This is a genomic window from Rhodococcus sp. 5G237 (genome assembly GCF_053764735.1).
Map to the genome: position 1 here is coordinate 422,514 of NZ_JBSNCD010000006.1, position 24,163 is coordinate 446,676.

Here is a 24,163-nt window from a genome sequence, read left to right on the forward strand (position 1 = left end):
CCTGACGACAGTAAGGGCGAGGGCCCCGCGATCATCCGATCGCGGGGCCCTCGCCCTTCGTAATATCCGGCTTGCCGTGTCTCAGCGTCCGAAGATCCACAGACACACGCCGGCCGCCACACCCAGCAGCAGCACGACGAACGAGCCCAGGAACGGACGCGTCGCCCACCCGCGTCGTCCGTCGATCGCGATGCGTCCCGGTCCGGTGAGGGTGATCGCCACCGCGCAGGCGACGAGGAGGGCCTCGAATTCGAAGCCCGACGATTCGGCGGCGAAGAACTGGACGCCCGGTTCGAGTTCGTGCTTGAACAGCACCGCGTTGACCATGATCGCGACGATCGCGGCAGCGGCGAACGGGGTGAGCAGACCCAGGACGAGCAGTCCTCCGGCTGCGATCTCACCGACCGCGCCGACGATCGCGAGCACGGCGGGCTGCTGGTATCCCGCATCGCGGAGCAACGACTCGAAACCGTCGAGTCCAGGCCCGTTCCACAGACCCACCAGCTTCTGCAGTCCGTGGGCGACGAGGATCGCCCCGACCGCCGCACGCAGGACGAACAGACCGAGGTCGAGCGTTCCGCGGCGCACCTTCGCCGGGGCCTGTTCGCCGGCGACCACCGCGCCGCCCGTATCCGCACCGTAGACCGGCTCCGGCCGGTACATCTGCTCGGTGGGAGCGGCGTAGGCGTCGCTGCCGAGGGGAGCTCCGCCTGCGCCGAAGTCATCGTCGGATCCGAGATACGACTCGCGTGGTCGGCGCATCTCGAGTGTGTGTTCGTCGGGCTGGTCGCCGTAGGGATTCGAACCCGCGTCCGGTATGCCACCGTTCTTGTTGTCGGCCACGTCCTCAGCCTATGCCCGTGACCGTCCCCGCACCCGGCATCCGCGGGTGCGCGCGTCGTGCCGGTAACGTTTGCGGCATGACACGGGGTACGCGATGGACGGGTTCGTGGGGCGTACGTGCGGCAGCGGCGGTGCTCGCCGTCGGAGTCCTCGCCGTCCCGTCCTGCGCCCGCTTCGACGACTCCGCGTCGACCCCGTTCACTCCCGAGCCCACCTTCGACCCGGGACCGGGCGTCGGACCCCAGGACCCCACCGAGACGACGACGCCGAGCGCCTCCCCCAAGCCACCGGGGCCCTGTGTCGACCCCGATCCGTCCGTGATCGCGACCTGCCTCGACGTCACCGGCGGCCTGGTGACGATGCCCGATGGCAACTCCGCGCTCGTCACCGAGCGTCGGACGGGCCGGATACTGCAGGTCGCCCCGGAGACCGAGCCGGTGGAGATCGCGACCATCCCGGTCGACGGCTCCGGGGACGGTGGGCTGCTGGACGTGGCGCTCTCCCCCACTTTCGCCGAGGACCGACTGCTCTACGCCTACATCACCACGGCCTCCGACAACCGCGTGGTCCGCATCGCCGCGGGTGACACTCCCAAGGACGTGCTGACAGGGATCCCCCGCGGCGCGACGGGCAATTCCGGCGCCATCGAGTTCGTCTCACCCACCGAACTCGCCGTCCTGACCGGCGACGCCGGAAACGCAGCGGCCGCAAACGATCCGAACGTCTTGTCCGGCAAGCTCCTGAACCTGCCGCTCCCAGCCCCCGGCGCGGCACCCGCCCCGTCGGTGATGTTGTCGGGCATCGGCACCGCGGGCGATGTGTGCCGCGACCCCAACGGCAATCTGTGGGTCACCGACCGCACTCCCCTCGAAGACCGGCTCCAGCGGGTCGGGGTCGACGGCTCGACCGGCACCGGCCCGGCCTGGACGTGGCCCGAGCGGCCCGGTGTCGCCGGGTGCGCAGCGGCCCCCGACGGGATCGCGATCTCGCTCACCGACGCGAAGGCCGTCGCGGTCGTCGCCACCGATCCGGGCACCGGAGCGGTCACGGCGTCGCCCGTCCTCGCAGCGGAGGACCGTTACGGCATGCTGCGCGGCGCCGCGTCGTCGCCCGACGGCCTGCTGTGGGTCTCGACGGTCAACAAGTCCGGTTCCGAACCGGGACCGAACGACGACCGCGTCGTCCGCATCCAGTTCCCGGCCGGTGGCGGTGGATTCGACTGATCACGCCCGCTCCGGCGTCTCCACCGGTTCGGTGCGGTGGAGCAGTCCCGCGAGCATCGGGAGCACGAGGACGGTGACGGCGCCCGCCGCCACGAGGATCGACGCGCTCGCGTTCGACATCTGGTCGGCACTCACCGCCACGCCCGTGACCGCGACGATCAGGGGAAGACCCGTCGTCGAGTACAGGGCGATCTGCAACTGCTCCGCGGTTCCGAACATCCGCTTTCCGGTCTCGTCACGTTTGAGGCGCGATGCGACGAAAACCGGCACACCCCGCACCAGGACGAGCAGTCCGAGGAATGCCAGCAGGATCCCCGGGGCACTCACAACGGCACCGACGTCGATCGCCATGCCCGAGGTGACGAAGAAGATCGGGATGAGGAAGCCGTAGCCCAGACCGTCGAGCTTCTTCTCGAGCCGCTCGTCGCCCGCCGGGATCGTGCGGCGCAGGATGAAACCGGCCGCGAAGGCACCGAGGATGATGTCGAGATCGAAGACTGCCGCGACGGCGATGAGTCCGACGAGCAGCAGCATCGTCAGGCGCACCGGGATCTGGGCGGTGGTGTCGGAACCGAGCCGGACGAACTGGGTGAACCGTGAGCCCTCCCGCAGGATCCAGGTCGGCAGCACGGCGACGACGACGGCCACGACCGCGAACGCCAGCAGGACGATCAGCGAGCCGAGTGCGCCGCGCGCACCGAGCAGGGTCGCCATGGCCACGACGGGCAGCAGCTCTCCGAAGGCCCCGTGGTTGAGCACCGAGCGTCCGAGTGGGGTTGCGACGAGTCCGCGGTCGGCGAGGATCGGCAGGAGCGTCCCCAGCGCCGTGGACGTCAGCGCGATCGCCACGGCGATCTCGGCGTGCACCTGACCCGCCGCTCCCAGTGCGGCGACGGTGCCGAGAGCCAACAACATGCACACGCACCAGGTGAACATCGCGCGACGCCCACCCCGCCCGCGCAGCTCGGCGGGGTCGATCTCGTATCCGGCGAGCAGGAAGAGCATCCCCAGGCCGAGTTCGCGCAGGATACCGATCTCGCTGCCCGTCTCCGCGAGGTCGAGCGCGTAGGGACCGATGAGGACACCGGCCACCAGCAGCAGCACGACCTCGGGGACCAGCCGACGCGGAACGGCGCCGGCGATCAGCGGTGCCAGCACCGCCGCGACGGCGATCCAGAACAGCGAGGTGGCTACAGCAGCGTCCATGCGCCGCTACTCTAGCCGCGCAAGATCAACTGCACGCGGCGATGACGAGTTCCTTCACGCGCGCCGGATCGGCCTGTCCGCGAGTGGCCTTCATGACGTCGCCGACGATCTTGCCGGCCGCCTGAACCTTGCCGGAGCGGATCTTGTCGGCGATGTCGGGGTTGGCGGCCAGAGCGGCGTCGACCGCGGCCTGCAGCGCCGAATCGTCGCGCACGACCTCGAGACCGCGAGCGGCGACCACCTCGTCGGGCTCGCCCTCACCGGCGAGCACACCGTCGACGACCTGACGGGCCAGCTTGTTCGTCAGCTTGCCGTCGGCCACCAGTGCGATGACGCGGGCGACCTGCTCGGGCGTGATGGGCAGTTCGGCGAGTTCGACACCGCGGGTGTTGGCCTGCTGGGCCAGGTAGGCGACCCACCACGAGCGGGCCTCCGAGGCGGGGGCGCCGGCCTCGGTGGTCGCGATGACGAGATCGAGCGCACCGGCGTTGACGAGGTCGCGCATCTCCTCGTCGGAGACACCCCAGTCGGCCTGGATGCGGGCGCGGCGCAGCCACGGCAGCTCGGGCAGCGTCGCGCGCAGCTCCTCGACCCAGGCGGCGTCGGGCGCGATCGGCTCGAGGTCGGGCTCCGGGAAGTAGCGGTAGTCCTCGGCGGTCTCCTTGCGGCGACCGGGCGAGGTGGTGCCGTCGGCCTCCTGGAAGTGCCGGGTCTCCTGGATCACCTCACCACCGGAGACCAGCACGGCCGCCTGGCGGCGCATCTCGTAACGCACCGCGACCTCGACGGACTTGAGGGAGTTGACGTTCTTCGTCTCGGTACGGGTACCGAACTCCTTCGCGCCGATGGGCATCAGCGAGATGTTCGCGTCGCACCGCATCGAACCCTGGTCCATGCGGACGTCGGAGACATCGAGGGCCTCGAGCAGGTCGCGCAGGGCGGTGACGTAGGCGCGGGCGACCTCGGGGGCGCGCTCGCCGGCACCGACGATCGGCTTGGTGACGATCTCGACGAGCGGCACACCGGCGCGGTTGTAGTCGAGCAGCGAGTGGCTCGCACCGTGGATGCGACCGGTGGCGCCACCGACGTGCAGCGACTTGCCGGTGTCCTCCTCCATGTGCGCGCGCTCGATGTCGACGCGCCAGGTGGTGCCGTCGTCGAGCACGACGTCGAGATATCCGTCGGTGGCGATCGGCTCGTCGTACTGCGAGATCTGGTAGTTCTTCGGCTGATCCGGGTAGAAGTAGTTCTTCCGCGCGAAGCGACCCCACGGGGTGATCGAGCAGTTCAGCGCGAGGCCGATGCGGATCGCGGACTCGACGGCAGCCTGGTTGACGACGGGCAGTGCCCCCGGCAGACCGAGGCAGACCGGGCACACCTGCGTGTTGGGCTCGGCGCCGAAGGCGGTCGGGCAGCCGCAGAACATCTTGGTGGCGGTGTGCAGCTCGACGTGCACCTCCATGCCCATCACGGGCTCGAACTTCGCGAGCACGTCGTCGTAGGCGAGCAGGTCAGCGGACACGGAGGCAGTCATGGTGTCGATTTTAGACGGCGCCGGGAGTGCCGACGCGCGGCCTCACCCGAACAGGATCCGCATCTCCTGATAGCGCTCGTCGGGCACGTACTTCGGTTCGGCGAGTTCGTCGAAATCGACCCGGGCGATGTCGGTGCCGTGCAGTGCGACCATGTGCCCCCAGTCCTCCTCGGCGACGAGATCGGTCACCGCCATGCCGAGTCGGGTGGCGAGCACCCGGTCGAATGCCGTGGGGACACCGCCTCGTTGGATGTGCCCGAGGACCGTCGCGCGGGCCTCGATGCCGGTGTGCTTCTCGATGAGCGGCGCGAGCACCTCGGCGATCCCACCGAGGCGCGGCCGGTCGAATCCGTCGAGTCCCTTGGTGGAGTATGCCTCCTCCATCTCGGGGAGTGTGAAGCCCTCGGCGACGACGACCATCGGCGAGCGCCCGCGGTTGCGGACACTCATCACCCACTCGCAGATCTGTTCGAGGCTCTCGGGGTGTTCCGGGATGAGGATGGCGTGTGCCCCGCCCGCGGTGCCCGCGTGCAGTGCGATCCATCCGGCGTGCCGGCCCATGACCTCGAGCACCATGCAGCGTTTGTGGGAGTTGCCGGTGGTGCGGAGGCGATCGATCGCCACCGTCGCGATTTCGACGGCCGTGTCGAAACCGAAGGTGTAGTCGGTGTGGCTGAGGTCGTTGTCGATCGTCTTCGGCACACCGACGATGCGGATCCCTTCACCGAAGAGCCGCTTCGAGGCTGCGGCGGTGCCCTCTCCCCCGATGGCGATCACGGCGTCGATCCCGAGGCGGTCGAGGGTCTTCTGGATGTTCTGTGCCCCGCCGTCGGGTCCCTGGTACGGGCCGAACCGGCTCGTGCCGAGGATCGTGCCACCCTGCTGGGCGAGACCGCGAACACGGCTGCGGTCCAACGGGATCACATCGCCCTCGACGAGACCGCGCCAGCCGTCGAGGAATCCGACGAACTCTTGTCCGTGCACCTCGGTCCCCTTGAGCACCGCTCCGCGGATGACCGCGTTGAGACCGGGGCAGTCCCCGCCACTGGTGAGAATTCCGATCCTCGTCACGCACTACCTCCCGTCGGATGGACCAGTACCGCAGAACCGGTACTGCCCGGACCGGTGCTGCAGTGCCAATCCTGCCCGTTCGCAGTCGCGACGGCAGCCCGATTCAGCCGGGTGTGACGAGACCGGACTCGTAGGCGAGCACCACGGCCTGCGCGCGGTCGCGCAGATGCAGCTTCCCGAGCACCTTTCCGACGTGGGTCTTGACGGTCTGTTCGGCGACGAACAACCGCTCCGCGATCTCGGTGTTCGACAGGCCGTGCGCGATCAGTTCGAGCACTTCGAGTTCGCGCGGGGTGAGAGGATCGAGGACGCGGTCGCGTCCTCTCGCCGGTCGGCGCCGGCTGGTGACGTCGGCGATGAGGCGGCGGGTGACGGTCGGCGCGAGCAGTGCCTGTCCGTCGGCGACCACCCGCACGGCACGCACGAGTTCGTCGGCCGGCGCGTCTTTGAGCAGGAACCCGCTCGCTCCCATCCCCAGCGCCTCGTAGACATAGTCGTCGAGATCGAAGGTGGTGAGCATGAGCACCTTCGACCGCGGTTCACGGGTGTCGGCGAGGATGTGCCGCGCCGCGTCGAGACCGTTCATCTCGGGCATGCGCACGTCCATGAGGACGACGTCGGGTCGCAGGCGCGCGACCTCCGAGACGGCCGCTCGACCGTCGGGGGCATCGCCGACGACGCTGATGTCGGGCTGGGCTCCGAGCAGTGCTCCGAAGCCCTGCCGGACCATGGCCTGGTCGTCGGCGATGAACACGGTGATGGGAGGGTGCGGTTCGGTCATCGGCACCCACCTTAGGCCCCGGTCAGCACCGGGAGAACCGCTCGGACCTCGAAACCTCCGCCGGGCCGGGGATGGGCGACGAGTTGTCCGCCCACGACGGACGCGCGTTCGACCATGCCCAGGATTCCGTTGCCGCCGCTGCGGTCCGACGGCCGAACGGTGGCGACGAGGCCGTCGACCGACGACTGTCCGTTGGTCACCTCCACCGTGACGGTCGCCGGCTCCCACAACAGCCGCGCGCACACGCGGGCACCGGGAGCGTGCCGGGCCGCGTTCGCGAGCGACTCCTGCAGGATCCGGTAGACCGTCAGGCCGACACCGTCGGAGACACGCCCCGGCACTCCGTCGATCCGGGTCTCGAGCAACATCCCCGCGCGACGCGAGGACTCGAACAGGTCGTCGATGCGGTCGAGACCCGGCTGGGGTTCGTGCTCGGGGAGTTGCCCGTCGCTGCGGAGCACCCCGAGCAGGGTGCGGACCTCGTTCAGTGCCTCCCGCGCGGTCGCACCGAGGGCGTCGAATTCGGCGCGCACGTCGTCGTTCACGTCCGGAATCCGATAAGGGGCGCTCTGTGCCTGCACGACGATCATCGACATGTGGTGGGCGACGATGTCGTGCAGGTCGCGTGCGATGTGCGCCTTCTCCTCGAGGATGGCGCGACGCGCACGTTCGAGCTCGCTGACCTCCTCCTCCCGCGCGAGTTGCCGTCGGGAGATCAGCAGCCAGCGCACCAGCAACCCGAAGACGACGACGGCGGTGATACCGATGCCCCATCCCCAGCCGTTGCGGCCGGGAACGAACGCCGCGAACAACAGGACGGTCGCGACCCACACGACCAGCACGAGGCGGATCTCCTCGCGGATCGCAACGGCGAACACCAGCGCAAGCATCACCAGGATGTGCACGACCTGCCACGGATAGTCGTAGCCGGGAACCAGGTCGAACGCTATCGGGATGACGAGTCCGGCCGCCGCGGCCACCGCCCACCCCAGAGCCGGCCGGACGAGCACGAGGAGGAACGGGAACACCGCCATCCCCGAGATCAGCGGCAACAGCGGTGGGGAGATGTCGTGGGTCAGGGGCAGCGTCGGCCACGCGATCGCATAGAGGATCAACGTCACGGTGACCACGGTGACGACGCTCCACCGTCCCCGGCCCAGGCGTCCCGCGGTTCTCACGCCGGACTTCGCAAGCTCTTTCACCTCACCCACGCTAGGAGCCTCGGTCTCGACTGTCCTCATACCTGGGGGTGAGATCCGCGTAGCTCTGCAGGTGGTGCCGGCCTGATCGAGATCGCTCCGGCGCGGGGTCCGGTGGAGGGCTGTGCGTTCCTAGCGTCGCCGGCATGACAGTGAAATCCGCAGTGGTCCGAGTCGCGTCGGTCGCCTTCCTCGCCACCGCGGCATATGCCGCCGTGCCGGGGGCGCTCGCCCACTCTGCCGCGCCCCCGACGGAAGACGCCGCGACCGCAGCGACGGTGACGGCGCTCGTCGCCGACGACGCGGAGCGAGCACTGTCGTCCCTGCCGACCGATTTCACCGCCGTGATGGGGTACACGCCGATCGTCGAACAGTGGGCGGACGGAACGACCGTCCTCGCCGATCCGGAGGGTGACTGCTCCACGCCGGTTCCGGTGCCGGCGGCGTTCGAATCGGCGTGCCGGGTCCACGATTTCGGATACGACCTCCTGCGGTACGCCCACATCACCGGTGGCGAGCTGGTCACCGATGCCCGGCGCGAACTCGACGGGCTGTTCGCGCGACATCTCGACACCGTCTGTCGTTCCGAACCCGACATCGCGTCGTGCATGCCGGTCGCAGGAATCTCTTCTGCAGCAGTGGAATTCAATTCGTGGCGACAGGGTCACCGGACGCCTGTCGCGGAATCGCCGTGGGCCCTGGCCGTCGCTGCGGGCTCGGTCGCCCTGGGCTTCACGGCACGAAAGGTGCGGCGATGACGGTCCTCACGGTGGTTCTCGCGACGGTGATCTCCCTCGCCCCTCCCCTGCTGCCGCGACAGTCGGTCGTACAGGGCGTCGTCACAGGTTTGTCAGTGGTGATCGCGCTGGCGGTGCTTCGCATCGTCATGGCCGCGCGACGGCGGGCCGGGCGACCTCCGCGACCCGCGAGGCCGGAACTGCGTGTGCCGGTCGCGCTCGTCGGCGGGTCCGTCGTGCTGGTCGCGGCATCCGGTGCGCATCGGTGGCAGAACGGTCTGCGCGAGGTGATGTCGGTTCCCGCTGTGGATGTGCGCTGGTGGCTCGAAGCACTGGCGGTCGCGATCGTGGTCGTCGCCGCGGTGCTCGCCGTTCCGCGTCTCGTGCATCTCCTGTCGCGGCGCCGGGTGGCGGTGGCGGCCGTCACCGTGACGCTGGCGATCGGCGCCACGGTCGGGATCGGCGTCACGGTTGGGATCGGCACAGCCACGATGGCGTTCTCCCCCGGAGGGACGATCGACACGGTCGCCTCCCCCACCGCGCTCTCGGCGGGGCTGTCGGGCGGTGCGGGATCGGCACTGTCGTGGAACCGGTTGGGCCGCGAGGGGCAGAAGTTCGTGTCCCTGCCCGCCGAGGGGTCCCCGATCCGGATCTACGTGCCGTTGTCGGCCGCGCCGGATCCGTCTGCGCGCGCGGAGTTCGCAGTGGACGAACTCCGACGGTCGAGAGCCTTCGACCGACCGCATCTCGTGGTGGCCGTGCCGACCGGCTCGGGTTGGGTCGATGCCGCTGCGGTCCGCGGCTTCGAGCACCGGTGGGGCGACGACGTCGCCATCGTCGCCCAGCAGTACTCGGACATGCCGAGCTGGGCGACCTTCGTCCTCGACCACGGTGCCGCGGAGGAGGAGGCCCGGGCGCTCGTCACCGCACTGCGAGCACACCTGTCCACGCTGCCCGACGAGCAACGTCCCGCCCTGCACGTCTACGGGCAGTCCCTGGGCGCGACCGGTGCGAGCGCCGTCTTCGACAACGAACCGGAGCCGTGTGCACTGTTCCTCGCGGGGCCGCCCGCGGGTGTCCGCACCGACGGCGCGAGTGTCCGGGCGAACACCTCCGACCCTGTGGTGTGGTGGCGGCCGTCGCTGCTGTGGTCGCCGCCGGATCTGTCGCATGCGCGCGCCGATGCCCCGATCCCGCCGTGGCTGCCGGTGGTGTCGTTCGTGAACACGACGGTGGACCTGCTCACCTCGCTCGAGGCCCCACCCGGTCACGGGCACCGCTACGGCGACGATCAGGCGCGGTGCACCTCCGCCCACGGATAGATCGCATCCGGATGGATCGGCGCCCGGATACACCGCGACCCGCCGGCCGACGAACGGCACGGCGGGTCGTGGTGTGGAAAGGATCAGGCGACGATGGGTCCTCGTGCCGCCTCGAAGGCCGCACCCACCCGGTACAGACGCTCGTCGGCGAGAGCCGGGGCCATGATCTGCAGGCCGACGGGAAGACCGTCGTCCGCCGAGAGACCGGACGGCACCGACATCGCGCAGTGTCCCGCGAGGTTGGTCGGGAGCGTGCACAGATCGGACAGGTACATCGCCAGCGGGTCGTCGACCTTCTCGCCGAGCTTCCACGGTGTGAACGGACTCGTGGGCGAGACCAGAACGTCGACCTGCTCGTAGGCCTTCTCGAAGTCCTGCGCGATGAGGGTCCGGACCTTGAGGGCCTGACCGTAGTAGGCCTCGTAGTAGCCGGAGGACAGCGCGTAGGTACCGATCATGATGCGGCGCTTGACCTCCTTGCCGAAACCGGCGGCGCGGGTCGCGGCCATGACCTGCTCGGCGCTCATCGTGCCGTCGTCGACGCGCATGCCGTACCGCATGGCGTCGAAGCGGGCCAGGTTCGAGGAGACCTCCGACGGCAGGATCAGGTAGTACGAGGCGAGCGCGTACTCGAAGTGCGGGCACGACACCTCGACGACCTCCGCGCCGAGCTTCGTGAGCATCTCGACCGCCGCATCGAACGACGAGAGCACGCCGGGCTGGTAGCTGTCGGAGTGCAGCTCCTTGACCACGCCGACCTTCAGGCCCTTCAGGTCGCCGGCCGCACCTTGGCGCGCCGCCTCCACGACGGGACGCACGGGGGCGTTCACCGACGTCGAGTCGCGCGGATCGTGCCCGGCGATGACCTCGTGCAGCAGTGCCGTGTCGAGGACGGTGCGGCCGCAGGGTCCACCCTGGTCGAGCGACGACGCGCAGGCGACCAGGCCGTACCGCGAGACCGTGCCGTAGGTGGGCTTGGTGCCGACGGTGGCGGTGACGGCGGCGGGCTGGCGGATCGAGCCACCGGTGTCGGTGCCGATCGCGAGCGGGGCCTGGTACGACGCGAGCGCCGCAGCGGAACCACCACCGGAGCCACCCGGGATACGGCTGGTGTCCCACGGGTTGCGGGTGGGACCGTAGGCCGAGTTCTCGGTGGACGAACCCATCGCGAACTCGTCCATGTTGGTCTTGCCGAGGATGGGGATCCCGGCTTCGCGCAGCTTCGTGGTGAGCGTCGCGTCGTAGGGCGAGACCCAGCCCTCGAGGATCTTCGAACCGCACGTGGTGGGCATGTCCGTGGTGGTGAACACGTCCTTGAGCGCGAGCGGCACACCGGCGAGCGCCGAGGCCGGCTTCTCGCCTGCGGCGACAGCACGGTCGACCTCGGCCGCGGCGGCGAGCGCCTGCTCGGAGGCGACGTGCAGGAAGGCGTTGTATTCGCCGTCCACCTCGGCGATGCGATCGAGGTGTGCCTGGGTGACCTCCACCGACGACAGTTCGCCGGCATGGATCTTCGACGCCAGGGTCGCGGCGTCGAGGCGTGTCGTATCCGTGCTCATTCGCCCTCTCCCAGGATCTGCGGGACCGAGAAGCGGTCCTCCTCGACGGCCGGCGCACCGGAGAGCGCCTGCTCGGGCGTGAGACCGGGGACGACGACGTCGGGTCGCGTCACGTTGGTGACGGCGTTCGGGTTCGCCATGGGAGCCACATCGTCCGCGGCCACCTCCGACACCGCCTTGACGTGGTTGAGGATCGAATCCAACTGACCGGCGAACTCGTCGAGTTCGGCATCGGTCAGCGCAAGCCGGGACAACCGGGCGAGATGCGCGACCTCGTCACGGGAGATGGCAGGCACCGTGAATGGCCCCTTTCCGATGGAGAGTGAACGTCCTGTCCAGGGTAATGCGTCCTGGAAGCGACGGCGCACGCGGTTCGGGCGACATCACTCGTCGCGCGGTCGGCGCCGCATCCGACCCGCCGATGTTGCCAGCTTCGCAACGCTGTGTTGCGTTCGTGTGACATGCCCCGTCGCGACCGGGGATTTTCGGTGGGGTCGGCATATTTTCGGGTCTGCACCGTCCCTGGCGCCGTCGACGAGGTGCAAGGATGTGGTCTGCCAGAGGTCGACACGGGCCCCTGGGCCGGCATGCGGATGCCGGCGCACCACGTGCCGTCGATGCGGCGTTCGTCGACGGCACGAAACCGACTGGGGAAAGGACTCACGTGTCGTACCTCTTGCGTGTCAGGCTCCCCGATCGTCCCGGCAGCCTCGGCTCGCTCGCCCTGGCACTCGGTTCGGTCGGCGCCGACATCCTGTCGCTCGACGTCGTCGAACGCGGCACGGACTTCGCGATCGACGATCTCGTCGTCGACGTCGAGCCGGGCAAGCTCCCCGACACGCTGCTCACCGCGGCCGAGGCCCTGCCCGGTGTGACGGTCGACTCGATCCGTCCCTACGCCGGAATCCTCGACACCCATCGCGAACTCGAACTGATCGATCACGTCGCCGCCGCCCGCGACGACCGCATCCAGATCCTCGTCGACGGCGCTCCCCGGGTGCTTCGTGTGGGCTGGGCGACCGTGCTCGGAGTCGGCCCGAACGGCGTCTTCCGCATCGCGGGGAGCCCGGGTTCGCCGGAGACCCACCTCGACGGCGTCCCCTGGATGCCTCTCGCCGAGGCCACCCTGCTCGACCACGACGGTGAGTGGGTGCCGCAGCTCTGGCGCGACATGGACACGATGCTCGCGGCGGCTCCCCTCGGCTCGCCCGAACGCGTCCTCGTCCTCGGCCGTCCCGGCGGACCGGAGTTCCGTCCGTCCGAGATCGCACGCATCGGTTACTTCGCGGGCATCGTCGGCACCGTCCTCCGATAGTCCCCCGAGGGTCTGGGACAGGATTCAGCCGACGACGAGCCTGCGTGCCTGCGCGATCGCTTCCTCACGCGAATGCACGCCCAGTTTCCGGTAGAGGGAACGCAACTGGGTCTTGACGGTGTTGAGGGTGACGAACTGTTCCTTGGCGATCGTGCTCGCCGTCCCGCCGGCGAGCAATGCGTCGAGGACCGCGCGCTCGCGCGGAGTCAGCCGTACGACGACACGGATCTCGCGGAAGATGCCGTACTCGGCCATCGCCGAGTCGAGATCGATCGGCAGTTCGACACCCAGGGACAGGATGTCGCGCACGGCCGACGGTGGGACACCGACGAACGGCCGCGTCACTCCTGCATGTTCCGCCAGCACCACGGCCCGCTGGAGATGCCGTCGCGCGTCGGTGCGGCGACCGAGTCGCAGCGCCGCCACCGAGCCGATCAGGGCGAGTTCCGCACCGACGGCCGGACAGTGCTCACGGGCCGCATCCCCGCGATGCACGATCACCTCGGCACCTCCGGGATCACCGCCGAGCAGCCGCAATCGCGCACGGGCCGGAGCCGTGAGGGGATGCGTCGACCCGGCGAGCAACTCGCGCGCCGCGCCGGCCTCCCCGAGCGCGAGGTGCAGATCGGCACGCGCGGCATCGACCAACAGCGCGGAGATACCGATGAGGCGATGGGAGAAGTGCTGCAACTCCGAATCTATGTACAGCAGGCCGTCGGCGGGCACACCACTCAGCAACGCCAGTCGACCGCGCGCGTACAGGACGGACGCCCACAGCTCTTCCGTGTGGCGGGGCGTGCCGAGCTCGGAGAGCGCGCGGAAGGCCGTGCCGGTGTCGAGCCGGTCGAGTGCCACGAGCGCGGCGGCGGCCAGACCCGCCGTACGGACGAGGACCTCGGCCTCTCCCAGGATCGGCGGATGCCGGCGTTCCTCCTCGATCCACCGGGTGGCCTCGTGCGTCCGGCCCCGGAGCGCTTCGAGGAGCGCGAGTTTGCCTGCGGCCTCCCGCTCGACGAACACCCCTCGCCCCGCCGTGTGGGCGTGGCGCAGCATCGTTCCGGCATCGGTGGTGCGTCCGCCGAGGAGGTAGACGGTGCCGAAGTTGAGGTACCTCAGTCCGTGGGCGTGCCGGGTCGCGGTGTCGAGCGTCTCGAAATCCGGCACGGGTTCGGTGGCCAGGCCGTCGCACACCTCCATCGCCTCGTCGTAGGAACCCTGCATCCGGAGACTTCCGAGGCGGAGGACCGCTTCGAAGGACTGCGGGAATGTCCACTCCCTCGGCTCTTCCGAGCCGTTCCGGGCACGGGTGATCGTTCGCAGCGATGCGACGGTGCGATCGTCGGCCGTCATGTCGTCGGGGAGCAACTCGAGCAGCACGACCCCCAGGGAGCGGAGTGATCCGCTCCCGTAGAGTGCCACCCAGTTCTTCTCGACGATGCCGATCGCGCACTGCCAGTCGCGCCGCTCCACGGCATGTTCGAGGGCGATGTCCGGACGCGCGCGCTGCAGCCAGTGGTCGATGAGAGCCGACTGCGCATCCCACAACTCGTCCGGGTATTCCGCGTTGCCCACCCGCAGGAGTGACCTTCGGACGACCTCGGGATAGCACCAACCGGTCTCGTCGTCCGTCGAGCCGTCGTCCGCCGAGCAGGCCTCGATCAGTCCCGATTCGACCAGTGCGGCAAGGAAGGCGTCGCTGTCGGAGATGTGCGGTAGGGCCGAGATCGACGTCCGGGTCACCGTGTTCGGTGCGGCGGAGACGAGGACCGAGCGGGAGGACAGTGCCGGTGAGGACTCCGCCGCCACCACATGCATGACGACGAGATCTACTGCCGAGTCGACGAGGGCGTCGGCGCCGTAGGCCCGGTGCGGCTTCTCGGCGCGCAACGTCGCGCACACCGCCGCGACGAACGCGGCTGATCCTTCGGTCCGGCGGATGATCCACTCGATGGTGCGTTCGTCGCGTGCGAGTCCGAAGAGGCGACACAGTGCAGCGGTCTCGTCCACGGTGAACGCCAGGTCGTCGGCGCCGACGATCGTCCTGCGCGGGTGTCCGTCGACATGTTCGGTCCACGATCCCGCAGCTCTGCTGGTGGCCACGACCCGCACCTGCGGACCGAGTTGCAGCAACTGCCCGACCCGGTCCTCGATCGACTCGACCGACCGGACGCCGTCGAGCACGAACATCACCGGTCGGGCGTGCCGGACCAGTACCGAACACACCGTGTCGAAGGAGCGTTCCGCTGCAACGGGTTCGTCGATTCCGAGGGAGTTGCACAGCGACGACGCCACCGTCGCCCAGTACGTCTCGGGTGTGACATCGTGCGCGGGTTCGGGAACCACGACGGGCACCATCTCGGGACACGGGTCGGTCGCCAGCCACGTGTTGACGAGTGTCGTCTTGCCCGAGAAGGGACCACCGACGAGCACGACGAGTTCGGAATGTGCAGACAGAACGGAGAACAATCGGCGACGAGACAAGGGCATCGTTCTCGGCACGTCCACTATCCCTTTCGCATCCGGGCAGCATCGTCCCCGAAACGGACTCACAGATATGTGCAGATATTAGCAGCCTGCAGGTGAAATGACGGGTTTCACCGGAATTCCGTTCACGCGTCGAGAATCACACCGGAGTAATTCCGCACCTCCGTTCACGCGGTCCACGAACGGTTTTCACGCCGGCGGGGGAGAAACTCGGTGAGCTTCTCCCCCGCCGTGACATCGTTCAGTGTGCGAATGCCTGGTCGGTGTGGCCGCGGCCGACCCCCTTACGGAGATATTCGACGACCTCGGCGATGTCCTTGCCGAGCTTGTACGCGAGATCGCGACTGAATCCCTCACGGAGCACGATGCGCAACACCGCAATGTCCTCGGCGTCGGCCGGCATCGTGTAGGCGGGAACCTGGAATCCGCGGGCCCGCAGTTCGTGGGAGATGTCGAAGACCGTGTATCCCGGATCTCCCACCACCCGGAAGGACAGCACCGGGATCGCCGAGCCGTCGGTGATGATCTCCATGTCGTCGATCTCGGAGATCATCTGCGACAACATCAGTGCGGTGTCGCGGAGGGACTCCATGATCTGGGTGTACCCGGCGACGCCGAGACGGATGAAGTTGTAGTACTGCCCGACCACCTGATTACCCGAGCGCGAGAAGTTCAGGGTGAAGGTCGGCATGTCGCCGCCGAGGTAGTTGACCCGGAAGACCAGATCCTCGGGCAGGTGTTCCTTCGACCGCCACACCACGAAGCCGATGCCCGGATAGGTCATGCCGTACTTGTGGCCACTGACGTTGATGGATACCACGCGCGGTACTCGGAAGTCCCATTCGAGTTCCGGATGGAGGAACGGGACGACGAATCCACCGCTGGCGGCGTCGACGTGCAGGGGCACATCGGGACCACCGGAACCGGCGAGTTCGTCGAGCACCGCCGCGATCTCCGCGACGGGTTCGAGTTCACCGGTGAAGGTCGTGCCGAGGATCGCGACCACCCCGATGGTGTTCTCATCGACCGCGTCGCGGACCTGTTCCGGGGTGATGACGTAGCGGCCGGGCTCCATCGGCAGGTACTTCGGTTCGACATCGAAGTAGCGGCAGAACTTCTCCCATACCACCTGAACATTGCTGCCGAGCACGAGGTTCGGTTTGGTCGCATCCTTGCCGGCCGCCTGCCGTGCCTGACGCCAGCGCCACTTGAGAGCGAGACCGGCCAGCATCACGGCCTCGGACGATCCGACCGTCGAGACACCCGTCGCCGACGCGGGATCGGAGGGAGACAGATCCTCGGCGTGGAACAGTGCCGCCACCATGTTGACGCACCGGGTCTCGATCTCCGCCGTCGCCGGGTACTCGTCCTTGTCGATCATGTTCTTGTCGAACGTCTCCGCCATCAGGCGATCGGCCTGCGGATCCATCCACGTGGTGACGAAGGTGGCCAGGTTGAGCCGTGAGCTGCCGTCGAGCATCAGCTCGTCGTGGATGAACCGGTACGCCGCTTCGGGTTCGGTTTCCGACTTCGGGAGTCTCAGAGCGGGAATCGGGTCGGTACCGAGCCGGCCCGTGTAGGCGGGTGCGAGTGTCTCGCTCGGAGCGGTGGGATCTGACATGGCTACCTCCATTTTTCGCGCATCGAACACTCGTCCGATCCGGTGGACGTCGGGGTATTCGGGCGGTCCTCACACCTCGATCGGCGGGTACAGCCTCTCCATCGTGTAGCGGCGGTTGCGCCGGACCGACAGGGCACTCAGGGTCAACGATACGAGCAGGATTCCGGCCAGGACAGCGATTGCGGTCCACAATCGCGAATCGATGTTCTCGGCGACGGTGAGCTGCCGCAGACCGTTGACGGTGTAGGTCATCGGGTCGAACGGGTGGATGTACTGGAACGGCTTCGCGGTGGTCGGCACGGGGTAGATACCGCCGGCCGAGACCAGTTGCAGCATCAGGAAGGCCAAGGTCACCACCCGACCGACGGCGACGCCGAAGATCGCGTTGAATGCCTGGATCATGGCCAGATACGTCGCGGAGATCAACATCAGGAACAAGATCGTCCCCACCACGTGCTTCACGTCCAGTCCGACGCCGAAATGGACGACCGTGTACATCACGACCACCTGCAGGATGCCCACCAGCAGAGCCGGCCAGTACGACGCGAGGACCGTGCGGTAGGCACCGAGTCCCGCGACGGTGGGCCGCGACTGCAACGGGGTGAGCAGCATCCAGGTGATGATGCCGCCGACGAACAGGGCGAGCGACAGGAAGAACGGGGCGAAACCGGTACCGAAGGTGGGTGCCTCGTTCGTGTAGTTCTGTTGCAGAGCAACCGGAGTCGACAACGTCTCGGCGGTGGCGGTGCGTTGTTCGTCCGTCCAGCTCGGCACCTGGGTGGCACCCTGGCTCAAGGCCTGCGCGAGTTCTTGCGAACCCGACTGCAACTCGACCATCCCCGAGGACAGCTCTCCTGCTCCGTCGGCCAACTGGACACTGCCGTCGGTGAGTTGGACGAGACCGGAGTTCAGCGTGGCGGCACCGGAGCTCAGTTCGTCGACACCGCTGCGGAGTCGGTTCACCTCCGCCGCCAGTCCCCCGTTCGACAACGTCGCCAGGGCTCCCTGCAGCGGACTGTTCGGGTTGCCGAGTTGATACTCGAGTTGTTCGGCGTCTGCCTGCAGACGCACGATCTCAGCGCGTAGGGCGTCGGCATCGGAGGCCGCCTGTTGCGCCGTCAGCGGTGTCAACGCGGTGATCGCCTGCTGCACGACCGGATCGGAGCTCCGGTTCAGGATGTCGACGACCTGCTGTACGGCCTGGTTCACCGTCGACTGCGTGGTCTGCGGTACCCGCGATTCGAGGGCGTCGAGCGAGGCCCGCAGCTCCGCCGCCTGTCCGGCGACACCCGAGAGGGCACCGCTGTCGAGCGCGCTGAGCAGCGGACCCGCCACGCCGTCGATCGCGGTCGCGAGTTCGTTCGCGCCGGCGGCGAGCTGCGCCGACCCGTCTCGCGCCGTGACCATGTTCGTCGCGAGCTCCTGCGATCCCGAGGCGAGCTGGTCCGCGCCGCTCTTGGCCGTGTCGATGCCGTCGGCGAGCTGCCCGGCACCGTCGGCGGCCTGCTTCAGACCCGAGCCTGCGCTCTCGAGACCGGTGAGCACGGTCCCGACACCTTGGGCACCGATCGTGGAGTTCACCTGTCCGATCACCTGTTCGGACGCGTCCTGCCCGATGATCGTCGCGAGATAGTTGTTCGCATCGTTGAAAGTGAAGACCAGATTCGCCTTCTCCGGGTTGTCGCCGTTGGGGGATTCGACCGCTTCGGTGAAATTCTCCGGAATCGTGATGGTGTAGTAGTACTTTCCGTCGGCCAGACCCGCGACGGCGTCCTCTTCCGACACCTCCGCCAGATCGAGCTGGCCGGATGCGATGAGGGACTTCACGACCTGATCGCCGGCGTCGACCTGTTCCCCCGTCGACGAACGACCGGTGTCGTTGTTGACGATCGCCGCGGGAATCTTGTTCACCGCACCGAACGGGTTCCAGAAGGCCCACAGGTACATGGCGCCGTACAGCAATGGCATGAGAATGATCGTCGCGATCGCGATGCGCGGCATCGTGCCGCGGAAATATCGCTTCGAGTCGCTACCGAGAGAGACGCCTGCGAGCACTCGTCACTTCCTCTTCGTCAGGACGCCGATGTCACCGGGTCCGAGCAGATCGTGCATGTCCACCACGGCTCGCACCCGGACACCGGGTTCGACGGGGTTCACGTCGCCGATGATCACCGACTGGTTCTCGCCGAGTGCGACGAGCCGGTCGAGCAGGGTGGCACGCTCGACGTCGTCGGCGATCCGATCGATCCGGCCGACCACCAGCAATGGGGGACGCCGGGTGTTCGCCACCGAGATCCGCAGGAGCAACTGTTGGAGTTCGGGAAGATCGTCGACGAACGCCTCGAGCGGTGGCAGCGGTACGTCGCCGAAGATCTCCTCGCACATCTCGGCGACACCGTCCTCACGGACCCGCGGAACGAACCGGTACCAGGGGGAATCCCACCGCTTCTGCTCGGTGACGAGATCGCGCACGGTGACCGATGGGCGTACCTCGTCGAGTTCGTTCATGCAGGCGATCGCCGACCGCGCGATGATCTTCTGCGGTCTGTCCTCGCCGAGAACCGTCAGCGATCCTCGGGTCAGTCGCATCCGTCCGCACAGAGCCATGAGCAGAGCGGTCCGCGCAGCACCGGCCTGCGCGGCCAGAACCGTCACTCCCCCGGCGTCGAGGTCCAGGTCGAGGGGGCCGAAGACATGACCCCACGGTCCGTGGAGTTCGATCCCGCGCGCCGACACGAGTGTGCCCGGCGTCTGCCGTGCGGTTGCCCGCTGCACGACCGGAGTGCCGTACGGCGGAGTCTCGAGATCATCCGGTTCGGCTGCGCCCACCGGTGTTCCGCCGTAGTTTCCGTCCGCGACGAAAGGATCCTCGAGTTGCTCGTCCGACAACTCGTCCCATGCCTCTGCGTCGCTGTGCTGTCCGTAATGAGTCACCGACCGTCCTTGCGCCGAGCGAGTGGGGCGTGGTGCCGTGTCCGATGCGCCGCCACGGTCACAGGCTGTTCTTGACGACGTGACCGTTCTTCACGATGACCGACAGGTTCTTTGCCGGATCGGCGATCAGACTCAGATCCTCGAGCGGGTTGCCGTCGACGAGGAGCACGTCCGCCCAGGCGCCCTTGTCGATCACACCCCATCGGGCCTGACGGTAGGGATCGCGTTCGCCTGCGAGCCGGAACAGTTCGGCGTTGCCGGAGGTGAGCATCCTCAGCGCGTCGAGGTTGCTGTAGTGGTCGCCGAGCCGCGCGGCCATCTCGCTCTGGCGCGGCGCGATCTGCGGTTCGAGCAGCAGATCGGTTCCCCAGGCCGTCTTCACACCGTGCTTCTGTGCCCACTCGTAGACCTGGTCGGTGCCGGTGCAGATCTGCTTGTCCTTCTCCGCACGATCCGGATCGGGATAGTGGTGGTCGCCGAGCGCGAAGGGCTGCATCGACAACCACACCTCCTTCTCCGCGAGCAGTGCGACGGTCTCCTCGTCGGCGAGATGGCCGTGCTCGATCGACTTCACCCCGGCCGCGACCGCGCGGCGGATGCCGGTGACGTTGTAGACGTGGGTGGCCACGTAGGTGCCGTAGTCGGATGCGGCCTGGACCGCGGCCCGCAGTTCCCTGTCGATGAACTGGACGGTGTACAGCGGGTCGTACATGGACGCCGCTCCGCCGCCGACCATCAGTTTGATCTGCGATGCACCCTTCTTGAGTTGCTCGCGCACGGCTGCGAGGACCCGGTCCTCACCGTCGGCGACCCGCATGAAGCCGATCTGTTCGGCCCGGGCCTGATTTCCGCCGAGGGCGGTGGGGCATTCGTAGACGAAGCCGAAGTCGCCGTGCCCGGAGGTCTGCGAGATCGCGGCCTGGGACGGGTAGATGCGGGGTCCGTCGAACAGTCCCCGGTCGATCACCGATTTGATGCTGCCGGTGTCGCCGGCCATGTCGCGGACGGCGGTGAAGCCGCGCAGCAGCATGTTGCGGGCCTCGGCGAGGCCGTTGAGCGCGATGTGTGCTTCGCTGCCCATCACCATGTCGATGTAGGAGTTCGCGTTGCCGACGAGGTGGACGTGCGCGTCGGACATGCCGGGCATGAGGACCCGTCCGCCGCCGTCGATCACGTCGGTTTCGCGGCCGGGTTCGTCGCCGATCGGCGATTCGGATACGGCGACGATGCGGTCTCCGTCGATCAGTACGTCGCCGGTGACGAGCTCTCCGGAAATTCCGTCGAAAACTCGCACATTACGAAAAAGAATTCGATGAGGGGACTTGCCGGTTTCCGTCATGGCTGGGACGCTAACGCGCATCGAACACGACTTCCGACCAACCGAAAGGATCCCGAACCAATTCACCCCACCCGTTCACCCTTTTTCGAAAAAACATTCTGAACAGCACCTATCCGATCGGATAGCTTTTTCCGAAAACGCACAAATTTCCGATCTCCGACTTATACTGCGCCAATGCTGATTCACCCGACATTGCGCATGCAGTCCTGGGGATTCGCCATCGGGGCCGCCCTGTTCGCATTGGGTTCGGCACCCGGAATTGCAACGCTTCTCGGCACCGCCGGTGCAAATACTTCGTTCTTCGTGGGTTCCTGGTTCTTCACGGGTGCAGCATTCGTCCAGTTGATGCTCAGCGGGCCGGCCACCGTCTCCGACAAGGGCAACCCGGCGATCCGCGCCGACTGGCTCGCGTCGCTGATCCAGTTCATCGGGACACTGTTGTTCAACGTCAGCACGGGAGCAGCCCTGCACGCCCACACCGTCAAGGGTGAGATGCACCTGGTGTGGAACCCCAATCTCGAAGGGTCCCTGTGCTTCCTGGTGTCGAGCGCTATCGCGTGCGCGATCCTCTGGCGGTCCGGCTCGCATTGGGCGCCGGGCTCGAAGGACTGGATCAGCGGGTGGCTGAACATGCTCGGATCGATCGCCTTCGGGGTCTCCGCCGTCGGTTCGTTCGTCCTCGACGACGGAAACACTCTCGACCCGAGCCTGGCCAACGTCGGCACATTCGTCGGGGCGATCTGCTTCCTGCTCGCCGCGGCGGTGTTCCTCGGCAGGCGCAGCGCCGAGGAAACCGAATCCGCAACGGCCACCTGAGAATCCGCCGACAGGGCACCTGCCGGCGGAAAGCGTCTCAGTTCTCCCCTTCGCGCCCTTCGAGATAGGCGCGAGCAGCGTCCGGTCCCTCGTCGAGCAGGATACGGAAACCGTCCTCGTCGAGCACGGGTACTCCGAGATCGGCGGCCTTGTCGGCCTTCGAACCCGGGTTGTCGCCGATGACGACGAAAGCCGTCTTCTTCGACACCGATCCGGCCGCCTTGCCTCCGCGCGCGAGGACTGCCTCCTTGGCCTGGTCGCGGGAGAATCCCGCGAGCGTGCCCGTGACCACGATCGACAGTCCTTCGAGGGTTCGTGGAATGGATTCGTCGCGTTCGTCGGCCATCCGCACGCCGGCTGCCGCCCACTTGTCGACGATGGCGACGTGCCAGTCGACGGTGAACCAGTCGGTCACCGCCGCGGCGATCGTCGGTCCGACGCCCTCGACGGCCGCGAGCTCGTCGACGGACGCGGCCCGGATCCGGTCGAGGCTGCCGAACTCGGTGGCCAGCGCACGCGCAGCGGTAGGTCCGACGTGCCGGATCGACAGGGCGACGAGCACGCGCCAGAGCGGCTGTTCCTTCGCCTTGTCGAGGTTCTGCAGCAGGCGTTCGCCGTTCTTCGACAGCACACCCTTGGTGGTGCGGAAGAACGGGATACGTTCGAGATCTTCCGTCGTGAGGGAGAACAGGTCGCCCTCGTCGACGATGATCTTCCCCTCGAGCAGTGCCGTGGCCGCCTCGTAGCCGAGCGCTTCGATGTCGAACGCTCCCCTGCCCGCGACGTGGAAGACCCGCTCGCGCAACTGCGCCGGGCACGACCGCGAGTTGGGGCAGCGCAGGTCGACGTCGCCCTCCTTCGCCGGGGCGAGGGTGGTACCGCATTCGGGGCACTGCGTGGGCATCTCGAAGGCGTACTCGGAACCGTCGCGCAGGTCGACGACCGGGCCGAGCACTTCCGGGATCACGTCGCCGGCCTTGCGGATGACCACGGTGTCGCCGATGAGCACGCCCTTGCGCGCCACCTCGGACGCGTTGTGCAGCGTCGCCAGCGAGACGGTGGACCCGGCGACGGTGACCGGCTCCATGTAGGCGAAGGGGGTCACGCGTCCGGTGCGCCCGACGCTGACGCGGATGTCGAGGAGCTTGGTGGTGACCTCCTCCGGCGGGTACTTGTAGGCGATCGCCCACCGCGGGGCGCGGGACGTGGCACCGAGACGGCGGTGCAGCCCCATGTCGTCGATCTTGACCACCAGGCCGTCGATCTCGTGTTCGATGTCGTGGCGGTGTTCGCCCCAGTAGCGCATCCGCTCGACGACCGCCTCGGCGCCCTGCACGCGAACGGTGTGCGGGGAGACGGGCAGGCCCCAGGCCGCGAAGGCCGCGTAGGCGTCGGATTGCGAGCGGGGTTGGAAGCCCTCCATGCGGCCGTAGCCGTGGCAGTACATGCGCAGACGCCGGCGCGCGGTGACGGCCGGGTTCTTCTGCCGGAGGGAACCGGCGGCGGAATTGCGGGGATTCGCGAAGGGCGGCTTGCCCTCGGCCACCAGCCCGGCGTTGAGAGTCTGGAAGTCCTCGAGCCGGAAGAACACCTCGCCACGCACTTCGAGCAATGTCGGAATCGGGTATTCGCCGGTGCCGGTGAGCTTTTCGGGAACGTCGTCGATCGTGCGGGCGTTGAGGGTGACGTCCTCCCCGGTACGCCCGTCGCCGCGGGTGGCCGCGCGGACGAGTTTGCCGTTCTCGTAGACGAGGCTGAGCGCCACGCCGTCGATCTTCACCTCGCACAGATAGTCGGGGTGGGTGCCGGTCTCGGCCTCGGCGCGCGAGAGCCACGCGCGCAGTTCGTCCTCGTCGAAGACGTTGTCGAGGCTGAGCATGCGTTCGAGATGCTCGACGGCACCGAACTCGGTGGCGAAGCCGCCGCCGACCAGCTGGGTGGGCGAATCCGGCGTGCGGAGTTCGGTGTACTGCTCCTCGAGTGCCTGCAGTTCGCCGAGGAGCGCGTCGAACTGACCGTCGGAGATGATGGGGGCGTCGCGCACGTAGTAGCGGAACTGATGCTCGCGCACCTGTTCGGCGAGATCCTGCCAGCGCTCACGCGCCTCCGGAGGAGCGGTGATGGGTGCGTCCGTCGGTTCACTCACAGCCTGCAAGCCTAGTCGAGGGGACCGACCGGA

19 protein-coding genes are annotated in these 24,163 nt (G+C 67.9%); 5 read left to right on the forward strand and 14 right to left on the reverse strand.

Annotation, left to right across the window (positions count from 1 at the left end; genetic code table 11):
- Positions 1-81 precede the first annotated feature (81 nt).
- Positions 82-843 (reverse strand): DoxX family protein, encoded by a 762-nt coding sequence (locus ACWPOC_RS16910; protein WP_455408992.1) that lies wholly within the window; start codon positions 841-843, stop codon positions 82-84.
- Between the two features lie 77 nt (positions 844-920).
- On the opposite strand from ACWPOC_RS16910, the gene ACWPOC_RS16915 reads away from it, so the two are divergent.
- Positions 921-2,066, forward strand: coding sequence for a PQQ-dependent sugar dehydrogenase (locus ACWPOC_RS16915; protein WP_039585117.1), 1,146 nt, complete (start codon positions 921-923; stop codon positions 2,064-2,066).
- On the opposite strand, the gene ACWPOC_RS16920 is transcribed toward ACWPOC_RS16915, so the two are convergent.
- From ACWPOC_RS16920 to ACWPOC_RS16940, 5 genes are all read right to left on the reverse strand, one after another.
- Positions 2,067-3,272 (reverse strand): cation:proton antiporter, encoded by a 1,206-nt coding sequence (locus ACWPOC_RS16920; RefSeq protein ID WP_120279750.1) that lies wholly within the window; start codon positions 3,270-3,272, stop codon positions 2,067-2,069. It lies immediately after the preceding gene.
- A gap of 25 nt (positions 3,273-3,297) precedes the next feature.
- Positions 3,298-4,806, reverse strand: coding sequence for an Asp-tRNA(Asn)/Glu-tRNA(Gln) amidotransferase subunit GatB (gene gatB, locus ACWPOC_RS16925; RefSeq protein WP_024101389.1), 1,509 nt, complete (start codon positions 4,804-4,806; stop codon positions 3,298-3,300).
- 42 nt (positions 4,807-4,848) lie between these two features.
- Positions 4,849-5,877: a 6-phosphofructokinase gene (locus tag ACWPOC_RS16930; RefSeq protein ID WP_120279751.1), complete on the reverse strand. Its 1,029-nt coding sequence runs from the start codon at positions 5,875-5,877 to the stop codon at positions 4,849-4,851.
- A 103-nt stretch (positions 5,878-5,980) separates the two neighbouring features.
- Positions 5,981-6,658, reverse strand: a complete 678-nt coding sequence (locus ACWPOC_RS16935; RefSeq protein ID WP_120279752.1) for a response regulator — start codon at positions 6,656-6,658, stop codon at positions 5,981-5,983.
- 11 nt (positions 6,659-6,669) lie between these two features.
- Complete coding sequence (locus ACWPOC_RS16940; protein WP_455408993.1) at positions 6,670-7,899, reverse strand: sensor histidine kinase; 1,230 nt, start codon at positions 7,897-7,899, stop codon at positions 6,670-6,672.
- Positions 7,900-8,003: 104 nt separating this feature from the next.
- Between ACWPOC_RS16940 and ACWPOC_RS16945 the strand changes: the two genes are divergently transcribed.
- Positions 8,004-8,615 (forward strand): hypothetical protein, encoded by a 612-nt coding sequence (locus tag ACWPOC_RS16945; RefSeq protein WP_120279754.1) that lies wholly within the window; start codon positions 8,004-8,006, stop codon positions 8,613-8,615.
- Positions 8,612-9,916 (forward strand): alpha/beta-hydrolase family protein, encoded by a 1,305-nt coding sequence (locus tag ACWPOC_RS16950; RefSeq protein WP_120279755.1) that lies wholly within the window; start codon positions 8,612-8,614, stop codon positions 9,914-9,916. The genes ACWPOC_RS16945 and ACWPOC_RS16950 overlap by 4 nt, the downstream gene beginning before the upstream one ends.
- A gap of 83 nt (positions 9,917-9,999) precedes the next feature.
- On the opposite strand, the gene gatA is transcribed toward ACWPOC_RS16950, so the two are convergent.
- The gene (gatA, locus tag ACWPOC_RS16955) at positions 10,000-11,475 is read right to left on the reverse strand and encodes an Asp-tRNA(Asn)/Glu-tRNA(Gln) amidotransferase subunit GatA (protein ID WP_120279756.1); all 1,476 of its coding nucleotides are present in this window, start codon (positions 11,473-11,475) and stop codon (positions 10,000-10,002) included.
- On the reverse strand, positions 11,472-11,771 hold the full coding sequence (gene gatC, locus ACWPOC_RS16960; protein WP_006554549.1) for an Asp-tRNA(Asn)/Glu-tRNA(Gln) amidotransferase subunit GatC: 300 nt from the start codon (positions 11,769-11,771) through the stop codon (positions 11,472-11,474). Before gatC ends, gatA begins: the two co-directional genes overlap by 4 nt.
- 368 nt (positions 11,772-12,139) lie before the next feature.
- Here gatC and ACWPOC_RS16965 point away from each other — a divergent pair, with 368 nt between their 5' ends.
- Positions 12,140-12,790 carry an ACT domain-containing protein gene (locus ACWPOC_RS16965; RefSeq protein ID WP_120279757.1) on the forward strand — a complete coding sequence of 217 codons (651 nt, stop codon included), beginning with the start codon at positions 12,140-12,142 and terminating at the stop codon, positions 12,788-12,790.
- Between the two features lie 24 nt (positions 12,791-12,814).
- Here ACWPOC_RS16965 and ACWPOC_RS16970 read toward each other — a convergent pair whose 3' ends face one another.
- The 5 genes from ACWPOC_RS16970 to ACWPOC_RS16990 form a co-directional block, all read right to left on the reverse strand.
- The gene (locus ACWPOC_RS16970; RefSeq protein WP_455408994.1) at positions 12,815-15,289 is read right to left on the reverse strand and encodes a LuxR C-terminal-related transcriptional regulator; all 2,475 of its coding nucleotides are present in this window, start codon (positions 15,287-15,289) and stop codon (positions 12,815-12,817) included.
- A 226-nt stretch (positions 15,290-15,515) separates the two neighbouring features.
- Positions 15,516-16,895 (reverse strand): glutamate decarboxylase, encoded by a 1,380-nt coding sequence (locus ACWPOC_RS16975; RefSeq protein WP_225623580.1) that lies wholly within the window; start codon positions 16,893-16,895, stop codon positions 15,516-15,518.
- 69 nt (positions 16,896-16,964) lie between these two features.
- A complete protein-coding gene (locus ACWPOC_RS16980) occupies positions 16,965-18,950 on the reverse strand; it encodes a YhgE/Pip domain-containing protein (protein WP_120279760.1) in 1,986 nt (661 codons plus the stop codon).
- 3 nt (positions 18,951-18,953) lie between these two features.
- Positions 18,954-19,829 carry a hypothetical protein gene (locus ACWPOC_RS16985; protein WP_120279761.1) on the reverse strand — a complete coding sequence of 292 codons (876 nt, stop codon included), beginning with the start codon at positions 19,827-19,829 and terminating at the stop codon, positions 18,954-18,956.
- Positions 19,830-19,887: 58 nt separating this feature from the next.
- Positions 19,888-21,123 (reverse strand): metal-dependent hydrolase family protein, encoded by a 1,236-nt coding sequence (locus ACWPOC_RS16990; RefSeq protein ID WP_372473362.1) that lies wholly within the window; start codon positions 21,121-21,123, stop codon positions 19,888-19,890.
- A 219-nt stretch (positions 21,124-21,342) separates the two neighbouring features.
- Between ACWPOC_RS16990 and ACWPOC_RS16995 the strand changes: the two genes are divergently transcribed.
- The gene (locus ACWPOC_RS16995) at positions 21,343-21,984 is read left to right on the forward strand and encodes a hypothetical protein (protein WP_120279763.1); all 642 of its coding nucleotides are present in this window, start codon (positions 21,343-21,345) and stop codon (positions 21,982-21,984) included.
- A gap of 37 nt (positions 21,985-22,021) precedes the next feature.
- On the opposite strand, the gene ligA is transcribed toward ACWPOC_RS16995, so the two are convergent.
- Positions 22,022-24,130, reverse strand: coding sequence for an NAD-dependent DNA ligase LigA (gene ligA / locus ACWPOC_RS17000; protein ID WP_159417951.1), 2,109 nt, complete (start codon positions 24,128-24,130; stop codon positions 22,022-22,024).
- Positions 24,131-24,163: the final 33 nt, after the last annotated feature.